The following is an 8,551-nucleotide window of genomic DNA, read 5'->3' on the forward strand; positions in this document are numbered from 1 at the left end:
GCTGTGGATCACCTGCAGGTTGTTCTTCACGCGGTGGTGCACCTCGCGCAGCAGCAGGTCCTTCTGCGTGAGCGCGTCCTGGATGCGCTTCTCGGCCTGCTTGCGTTCGGACAGGTCCAGGATCACCGACAGGATCATCGGTCCCTCGTCGGTTTCCACCGGGTTGATGCCGATTTCCACCGGGAACTCGCTGCCGTCTTTGCGCAGGCCGCTCAGGTCGCGGCCCAGGCCCATGGGGCGCGCGCTGGTCTCGGCCAGGAAGCCCTGGCGGTAGTGCGGGTGGGCGGCGCGGAAGCGCTGGGGAATGAGGGCCTCGACGGGTTGGCCGATGAGCTCGCTGGCCTCGTAGCCGAAGGTGGTCTCGGCGAGCTGATTGAGGCGTGTGATCTGGCCGCGCTGGTTCACCACGATCATGGCGACGGGCATGCGGTGGAATGCCTGACCCAGGTAGTCGTCGAGTTCGATGCGGTTGCTCGGCATGGCAAGGCGTTCCTCCCCTGCGGCATGTTATGTCACCAAACGTATCGGCTCAAGCGGGGCAGAGGTTGAGCGCGTCGTGGCCCCGCTCATTGCGCAACGCGTCACGGCGCACGGTGCCAGCCCGTCGGACAAAGGGTTAACCCTTGCCGTTTGATCGGCGGGCAACGCCCGATACCGCGGTGCCCGCCCGATGGGACTCAGTCTTCCAGCACCCGCACCTTCACGCCTTTGCCCTTGATGCGGCCGGCGTTCAGCCGGCTGGCCACCTGCTGCGCGATGCCACGCTCCACCGCGACATAGGTGGACCAGTCGTTGACGTTGATCTTGCCGACCTGTTCGCGCGTGTAGCCCAGGTCGGCCGTGAGCGCGCCCAGCACGTCGCCGGGGCGGATCTTTTCCTTGCGGCCGCCCTGGATGTGCAAGGTGGCCATGGCCGGCAGCAGCGGGCCCTGGCCGGTGGGCACCAGTTCGCTCAGGGGAAACCAGGCCGACGCCTGGCCCTGCAGCTGCTCGATGCGGCCCACGCTGCCCATTTCGTCCAGGCTGGCCAGGTTCAGCGCCAGGCCACTTTCGCCCGCCCGGCCGGTGCGGCCGATGCGGTGGATGTGCACCTCGGGATCGGGCGTCACGTCCACGTTGATGACGGCGCCCAGGCTGGCGATGTCCAGGCCGCGCGCGGCCACGTCGGTGGCCACCAGCACCCGGCAGCTGCCGTTGGCGAAGCGCACCAGCACCTGGTCGCGCTCGCGCTGCTCCAGCTCCCCGAACAGCGCCAGCGCACCGACGCCCTGGGCCCGCAGCACGGCCACCAGGTCTCGGCACTGCGCCTTGGTATTGCAGAAGGCCAGCGCGCTGGCGGGGCGGAAGTGGGCGAGCAGGCGGCCCACCGCGTCCAGGCGCTGGGTCTCGCTCACCTCGTACCAGCGCTGCTCGATCTGCGCGCCCGCGTGTTGGGCCTCCACCTTCACGGTGATGGGCTCGCGCATGAAGCGCGCGCTGAGCTGGGCGATGCCTTCGGGGTAAGTGGCGGAGAACAGCAGGGTCTGGCGGGCCGCGGGGCACTGCTTGGCGACGGTGGCGATGTCGTCGAAGAAACCCATGTCGAGCATGCGGTCGGCTTCGTCGAGCACCAGGGTGTTCAGCGCGTCCAGCCGCAGACTGCCGCGCTCCAGGTGGTCCATCACCCGCCCCGGCGTGCCCACCACGATGTGCGCGCCGTGCTCCAGCGAGGCCAGCTGCCCGCGCAGCGGCACGCCGCCGCAGAGCACCACCACCTTGACGTTGTCCGCCGCACGCGCAAGGCGGCGGACCTCGGTGCTCACCTGGTCGGCCAGCTCGCGCGTGGGACACAGCACCAGCGTTTGCACGGCGAAGCGGCGCGGGTTCAGGTTGGCCAGCAGCGCCAGGGCGAAGGCGGCCGTCTTGCCGCTGCCGGTCTTGGCCTGGGCGATGAGGTCCTTGCCCAGCAGGGCCGGCGGCAAGGCGGCGGCCTGGATCGGCGTCATGGCCGTGTAGCCCAGCTGCTCCAGGTTGGCCAGGGTGGCGGGGGACAGGGGGAGGGCGCTGAACGCGGTGGGGGAAGCGGAAGTCATCCCTCCGATTGTCCGGGTTTGCCCAGTTCGCCGGCGTCAGGGGCCGAGCAGGGCGTCCAGTTCGGCCTGGGTGAAGCCCGCCGCCCGCCGGGCGGCGTCGTTGAACGGCGGCCTCAGGCGCGGCGCCGCGTGCTCGCGCGCCAGGCGGCGGTAGTGGCTCAGGGGCTCGATGCCCTGTTGCGCGCACAGCCAGCCGTACCAACGATTGCCCACCGCCACGTGGCCGATCTCGTCGCGCAGGATGGTGTCCAGTATCTCGACCGCGCGCTGGGCCTCCTGTTTCACCTCGCGCGCCGTCACCTGGCGCAGGCGCGACTGGATCAGCGGCGTGGCGTCCAGGCCGCGCGCCTCCAGGGTGCGCGGCACCAGGGCCATGCGCGCCAACGGGTCGTGCTGGGTCTTCACGCACATCTCCCACAGGCCGTTGTGGGCGGGGAAGTCGCCGTAGTCGTGGCCCAGGGTCAGCAGCAGCTCGCGCAGCAGGCCGAAGTGCGTGGCCTCCTCGTGCGCCACCTGCAACCACTGGCGGTAGAAGTCCAGCGGCAGGCCGGGGAAGCGCCACAGCGCGTCCAGCGCGAGGTCGATGGCGTTGAACTCGATGTGGGCGATGGCGTGCAGCAGCGCGGCCAGCCCCTCGCGCGTGAAGGGCGAGCGCTGGGCCACGACCTGGGGTGGCACCAGCTCGGGCCGCTCGGGCCGGCCAGGCAGCGGGCGCGCCGGGTCGGGCGCCATGCCGGCCTGCGCGGCCCAGGCCGATTCGTCGGCGCCGCCCAGGGCGCGCCAACGGGCCCACAGCGCGTGCGTGGCCGCCGCCTTGGCCGTGGGATCGGCCGTGCACAGGGCTTCCAGGGCCTGCTCGCGCAGGCTGGCGGGCGTCTCGGCGGGTACGGTGGGGGGCATCCCTACAATTCTAGGTTTCGACACCCGAGCACCCGAGGAGACCGCCGCATGGCTTTGTACGAACTCGATGGCGTGGCACCGACCCTGGCCGATTCGGCCTGGGTCGCGGACAGCGCGCAGGTCATGGGCAACGTGCACCTGCACGAAGACAGCAGCGTCTGGTTCGGCGCGGTGCTGCGCGGCGACACCGAGACCATCACCGTCGGCCAGGGCAGCAATGTGCAGGACGGCACCGTGATGCACGCCGACGTCGGCTTCCCGCTGGTGGTGGGCGAGCGCGTGACCATCGGCCACCAGGTGATGCTGCACGGCTGCACCATCGGCGACGAGTCGCTGATCGGCATCGGCGCCACCGTGCTCAATGGCGCGAAGATCGGCAAGAACTGCCTGGTGGGCGCGCGCGCCCTGGTGACCGAGGGCAAGGAGTTTCCCGACGGCTCCATGATCCTGGGCAGCCCCGCCAAGGTGGTGCGCCAGCTCACGCCCGAGCAGATCGAGGGCCTGCGCCGCAGCGCGGCCCACTACGTCGAGAACGCCCAGCGCTACCGCAAGGGCTTGAAAAAGACCGGCTGAGCGCCACCTGAGCCGCTTTGGTCGAAGGAACCCCGTGTCCGAGCTCCACAAATTCGTGTTCGAGGGCCTGCCGGTGCGCGGCATGCTGGTGCGCATCACCGACGCCTGGCAGGAGATCCTGCAGCGCCGCGCGCAAGCCGGCGGCTACCCCGCGGCCGTGACCGAGCTGCTGGGCGAGATGACGGCGGCGGCCACGCTGATGCAGGCCAACATCAAATTCAACGGCGCCCTGGTCATGCAGATCCACGGCGACGGCCCGGTGAAGCTGGCCGTGGCCGAGGTGCAGCCCGACCTGAGCCTGCGCGCCACCGCCACGGTGGCCGGCGAGGTGGCGGACGACGCGCCCCTGTCGCACATGGTCAACGCCACCAACCAGGGCCGTTGCGCGATCACCCTCGATCCCAAGGACCGCCAGCCCGGTCAGCAGCCCTACCAGGGCGTGGTGCCGCTGTTCGGCGACCGCCACGAGAAGCTCGAGAAGCTCAGCGAGGTGATCGAGCACTACATGCTGCAGAGCGAGCAGCTCGACACCAAGCTGGTGCTGGCGGCGAACGACAAGATGGCCGCCGGCCTGCTGATCCAGCGCCTGCCGCTGCAGGGTGAGGCCAACCTGGCCGGCCAGTCGGTGCAGCGCGACGAGGACCAGATCGGCCGCAACGAGGACTACCAGCGCATCGCGATCCTGGCCAGCAGCCTCAAGCGCGAAGAGCTGCTGGGGCTGGACGCCGACACCATCCTGCGCCGCCTGTTCTGGGAAGAGAACCTGCGCCGCTTCGACCCGCTGCTGGCCGGCGCGGGGCCGCGCTTCGCCTGCACCTGCTCGCGCGAGCGCGTGGGCGGCATGCTGCGTTCGCTGGGGCGCGACGAGATCGAGTCCATCCTGCAAGAGCAGGGCCAGGTGGAGGTCAACTGCGATTTCTGCGGCGCGCAGTACACCTTCGATCCGGTGGATGCCGCGCAGGTGTTCCTGCAGCCGCTGGCGCAGCCGCCCGGGACCGACCGGCCGCAGTGAGGTTCAGCCGCCGCGGCGCGCGAGCAGGGCGCTGAACAGGCGGTGCTCGCAGTCGGGGTCGCTGCAGGCCTCGCAGGCCCAGCGGCCCGAACCCTCGCGCAGCAGCGGGTCGTCGGGCAGCAGTTCGCGGCCCAGGGCGGCCCCCACGGCGCGCAGCGCGGCCTGCAGGCGCCGCGCGCCCTGGCCATAGACCGTCTGGAAGCCGATGCCCGCGCCTTGCAGCTCCCGGCGCAACAGGGCGTCGATGGCCTCGCGCACGGCGGGGCCGTCGCGGAACCGGCCGTCGGGCACCCAGGGCAGGTCCAGGCCCATCAGCAGCGTCAGGCCGATGCGGCGCTGCGCGGCCAGGGCCTCGGGCCAGAGGCCGCGGTCATTGAAACGAAGCTCGTTGTGGGCCGCCGCCATCAGCGCGGTGGCGTCGGCGATCACAACCCCGGCGATGCCCCGCGCGTCCAGGGCCTCGCGCAATTGGCGCGCCAGCGTGCGCTTGCCGGTGAGCGGCCCGCCGAGCAGCGCCACGGTGAGCATGGGACGGGAAGGGGAAGGGCGCCGATCCGCGGGGATCAGCGCGCGATCTGCACGAAAACCTCGTTGGGCTTGACCATGCCGAGGTCTTGGCGCGCCAGTTCCTCGACCATCTCCAGCCCTTCCTGGAGGTCGCGCAACTCGCTGGCGATCTGCGCGTTGCGCTGGCGCGCCAGCTCGTTCGCCTCCAGCTGGGCGGCCAGGTCGCGGCGCAGCTGCGCCACCTGCGGCACGCTGCCCCGGCCGAACCAGAGCTGCGCGTGCAGCACCAGCAGCAGCGCGACCAGCAGGCCGGGGATCAGGCGGTTGGCCATACTGGTCTCACCCCCGCCGCACTTCGTGCGACCCCCTCAAGGGGGCGGCGCCTGCGGCCCGGCAAAGCCGGTTCCGCGGCACCCCCTGGTCCGGGCATTTCATGCGTCGCACGGTTGTTTTCATCGGAGGTTGTAGAAGGCGGCGCGGCCCGGGTACACGGCCACCTCGCCGAGGTCTTCCTCGATGCGCAGCAGCTGGTTGTACTTGGCCATGCGGTCCGAGCGCGAGAGCGAGCCGGTCTTGATCTGGCCGGCGTTGGTGCCCACGGCGATGTCGGCGATGGTGTTGTCCTCGGTCTCGCCGCTGCGGTGGCTGATGACGGCGGTGTAGCCCGCGCGCTTGGCCATCTCGATGGCGGCGAAGGTTTCGGTCAGCGTGCCGATCTGGTTGATCTTGATCAGGATCGAGTTGGCGATGTCCTTGTCGATGCCTTCCTTCAGGATCTTGGTGTTGGTGACGAACAGGTCGTCGCCCACCAGCTGCACCTGCTGGCCCAGGCGCTCGGTGAGGACCTTCCAGCCGTCCCAGTCGCCCTCGGCCATGCCGTCTTCGATGCTGACGATGGGGTACTTGTCGCACCAGGTGGCCAGCATGTTGGTCCACTCTTCGGCGCTGAGCTGCAGGCCCTCGCCGTCCAGCGCGTACTTGCCGTCCTTGTAGAACTCGCTCGCGGCGCAGTCCAGGCCCAGCGCGATCTGGTCGCCCGGGGTGTAGCCGGCGGCCGAAATGGCGTCCATCAGCAGCTGCAGCGCGGCCTCGTGGCTCTCGACGTTCGGCGCGAAGCCGCCTTCGTCGCCCACCGCCACGCTCATGCCCTTGTCGTGCAGGATTTTCTTGAGCGCGTGGAACACCTCGGCGCCCCAGCGCAGGGCCTCGCGGAAGTTCGGCGCGCCCACGGGGATGATCATCAGCTCCTGCAGGTCGAGGTTGTTGTTGGCGTGCGCGCCGCCGTTGATGACGTTCATCATGGGCACGGGCATCTGCACCGCGCTCATGCCGCCGAAGTAGCGGTACAGGGGCAGGCCGGCTTCCTCGGCGGCGGCACGGGCCACGGCCATGGAGACGGCCAGCATGGCGTTGGCGCCCAGGCGGCTCTTGTTCTCGGTGCCATCCAGGTCGATCAGGGTCTTGTCCAGGAAGGCCTGCTCGGAGGCGTCCAGGCCCAGAACGGCCTCGCTGATCTCGGTGTTGATGTGCTCCACCGCCTTGAGCACGCCCTTGCCCAGGTAGCGGCTCTTGTCGCCGTCGCGCAGCTCGATGGCCTCGCGCGAGCCGGTGGACGCGCCCGAAGGCACGGCCGCGCGGCCCATGACGCCGCTCTCCAGCAGCACGTCGCACTCGACGGTGGGGTTGCCGCGGCTGTCCAGCACTTCGCGGCCGACGATGTCAACGATGGCACTCATGAATCAAGGGTCCTCTGGTTCGGAAAGTCAAAGAAAACAGGGCGCGGCTCAGGCGTTGAAGCGGTCTTCGAGGTAGCCGTTCTTCTTGGTCACGGCGTCGAGCGCGAGCAGCGTTTCGAGCAGCGCGGGCATGTGCTTGAGCGGCACGGCGTTCGGGCCGTCGCTCAAGGCCTTGGCCGGGTCGGGGTGGGTTTCCATGAACAGGCCGGACACGCCGACCGCCACCGCGGCGCGCGCCAGCACGGGCACGAACTCGCGCTGGCCGCCCGAGCTGGTGCCTTGTCCGCCGGGCAGCTGCACGCTGTGGGTGGCGTCGAACACCACCGGCGCGCCGGTCTCGCGCATGATGGCCAGGGCCCGCATGTCGGAGACGAGGTTGTTGTAGCCGAAGCTCGCGCCGCGCTCGCAGGCGAGGAAGCTGTCCTCGGGCAGGCCAGCGTCGCGGGCCGCGTCGCGGGCTTTGTCGATCACGTTCTTCATGTCGTGCGGCGCGAGGAACTGGCCCTTCTTGATGTTCACCGGCCGCCCGCTCTGCGCCACGGCGCGGATGAAGTCGGTCTGGCGGCACAGGAAGGCCGGCGTCTGCAGCACGTCGCACACGGCGGCGGCGGGGGCGATGTCGTCCTCGCTGTGCACGTCGGTGATGACGGGCACGCCGAGCTGCGCCTTGACCTTGGCCAGCACCGCCAGGCCAGCCTCGCGGCCGGGGCCGCGGAAGCTCTTGCCGCTGCTGCGGTTGGCCTTGTCGAAGCTGCTCTTGAAGATGAAGGGGATGCCCAGCGAGCCGGTGATCTCCTTCAGCCGCCCGGCCACGTCCATCTGCAGCTGCTCGGACTCGATGACGCAGGGGCCGGCGATGAGGAAGAAGGGCTTGTCCAGGCCGACGTCGAAACCGCAGAGCTTCATCGTGGGGCTCTCCGTCGGGGTCTCAGGCCACGGCCCGGGCGGGCCGGCGCTGCGCCTGGTGGGTCAGCGCCGCCTTGATGTAGGCGTTGAACAGCGGGTGGCCGGCCCAGGGCGTGGACTTGAACTCGGGGTGGAATTGCACGCCCATGAACCAGGGGTGCACGGCCTGCGGCAGCTCCACGATCTCGGTCAGGTGCTCGCGCTGGGTCAGCGCGGAGATCACCAGCCCGGCCTGGCGCAGCCGGTCGAGGTAGTTCACGTTGGCCTCGTAGCGGTGGCGGTGGCGTTCGGTCACCACGTCGCCGTAGATGCTGTGCGCCAGCGTGCCCTTGGCCACGTCGGAGCTTTGCGCCCCCAGGCGCATGGTGCCGCCGAGGTCGGAATTGGCGTCGCGCTGCTGGATGCTGCCGTCGGCGTCCTTCCACTCGGTGATGAGGGCGATGACGGGGTGCGGCGTGCTGGGCTCGAACTCGGTGCTGTTGGCGTCCTTCAGGCCGGCCACGTGGCGCGCGTATTCGATGGTGGCCACCTGCATGCCCAGGCAGATGCCCAGGTAGGGCACCTTCTGCTCGCGGGCGAAGCGCGCCGCGCAGATCTTGCCCTCGATGCCGCGCTTGCCGAAGCCGCCGGGCACCAGCACGGCGTCGAAGCGACCCAGCACCTGGGCCACGTTGGCCGGTGCGATGGTTTCGGAGTCGACGTACTCGATGGCCACCTTGGCCTGGTTCTTCAGGCCGGCGTGGCGCAGGGCCTCGTTGAGCGATTTGTAGCTGTCGGACAGGTCGACGTACTTGCCGACCATGGCGATGTGCACCGTGCCCTGCGGGTTCTCGACCGCGTGCACC

10 protein-coding genes are annotated in these 8,551 nt (G+C 70.0%); 2 read left to right on the plus strand and 8 right to left on the minus strand.

Translation table 11 applies throughout. The annotated features are described in order from the left end of the window. The 3 genes from BGO22_RS16435 to BGO22_RS16445 all read right to left on the minus strand — a co-directional run. The coding region (locus tag BGO22_RS16435) for a PAS domain S-box protein (protein ID WP_286851795.1) at nucleotides 1-480 on the minus strand (480 nt) is incomplete at its 3' end. Nucleotides 481-677: 197 nt separating this feature from the next. Then, nucleotides 678-2,072 (minus strand): ATP-dependent RNA helicase DbpA, encoded by a 1,395-nt coding sequence (dbpA, locus tag BGO22_RS16440; RefSeq protein WP_070399917.1) that lies wholly within the window; start codon nucleotides 2,070-2,072, stop codon nucleotides 678-680. A gap of 36 nt (nucleotides 2,073-2,108) precedes the next feature. Further along, nucleotides 2,109-2,972 (minus strand): ferritin-like domain-containing protein, encoded by an 864-nt coding sequence (locus tag BGO22_RS16445; protein ID WP_070399918.1) that lies wholly within the window; start codon nucleotides 2,970-2,972, stop codon nucleotides 2,109-2,111. Nucleotides 2,973-3,020: 48 nt separating this feature from the next. Between BGO22_RS16445 and BGO22_RS16450 the strand changes: the two genes are divergently transcribed. Both BGO22_RS16450 and hslO read left to right on the plus strand, forming a co-directional pair. Continuing rightward, entirely contained in the window at nucleotides 3,021-3,545 is a 525-nt protein-coding gene (locus tag BGO22_RS16450) for a gamma carbonic anhydrase family protein (RefSeq protein ID WP_070399919.1), read from the plus strand. Nucleotides 3,546-3,579: 34 nt separating this feature from the next. Further along, the gene (gene hslO, locus BGO22_RS16455) at nucleotides 3,580-4,557 is read left to right on the plus strand and encodes an Hsp33 family molecular chaperone HslO (RefSeq protein WP_204742696.1); all 978 of its coding nucleotides are present in this window, start codon (nucleotides 3,580-3,582) and stop codon (nucleotides 4,555-4,557) included. 3 nt (nucleotides 4,558-4,560) lie between these two features. On the opposite strand, the gene BGO22_RS16460 is transcribed toward hslO, so the two are convergent. From BGO22_RS16460 to pyrG, 5 genes are all read right to left on the minus strand, one after another. Then, complete coding sequence (locus tag BGO22_RS16460) at nucleotides 4,561-5,085, minus strand: P-loop NTPase family protein (RefSeq protein WP_070399921.1); 525 nt, start codon at nucleotides 5,083-5,085, stop codon at nucleotides 4,561-4,563. A 35-nt stretch (nucleotides 5,086-5,120) separates the two neighbouring features. Continuing rightward, a complete protein-coding gene (locus BGO22_RS16465; RefSeq protein ID WP_070399922.1) occupies nucleotides 5,121-5,396 on the minus strand; it encodes a septum formation initiator family protein in 276 nt (91 codons plus the stop codon). A gap of 120 nt (nucleotides 5,397-5,516) precedes the next feature. Continuing rightward, the gene (eno, locus tag BGO22_RS16470; protein WP_070399923.1) at nucleotides 5,517-6,800 is read right to left on the minus strand and encodes a phosphopyruvate hydratase; all 1,284 of its coding nucleotides are present in this window, start codon (nucleotides 6,798-6,800) and stop codon (nucleotides 5,517-5,519) included. Between the two features lie 48 nt (nucleotides 6,801-6,848). After that, complete coding sequence (gene kdsA / locus BGO22_RS16475) at nucleotides 6,849-7,706, minus strand: 3-deoxy-8-phosphooctulonate synthase (protein WP_286851800.1); 858 nt, start codon at nucleotides 7,704-7,706, stop codon at nucleotides 6,849-6,851. Nucleotides 7,707-7,728: 22 nt separating this feature from the next. Next, the coding region (gene pyrG / locus BGO22_RS16480) for a CTP synthase (RefSeq protein ID WP_286851802.1) at nucleotides 7,729-8,551 on the minus strand (823 nt) is incomplete at its 5' end.

Source organism: Hydrogenophaga sp. 70-12 (assembly GCF_001897365.1).
Taxonomy (GTDB): Bacteria; Pseudomonadota; Gammaproteobacteria; order Burkholderiales; family Burkholderiaceae_C; genus Hydrogenophaga; species Hydrogenophaga borbori.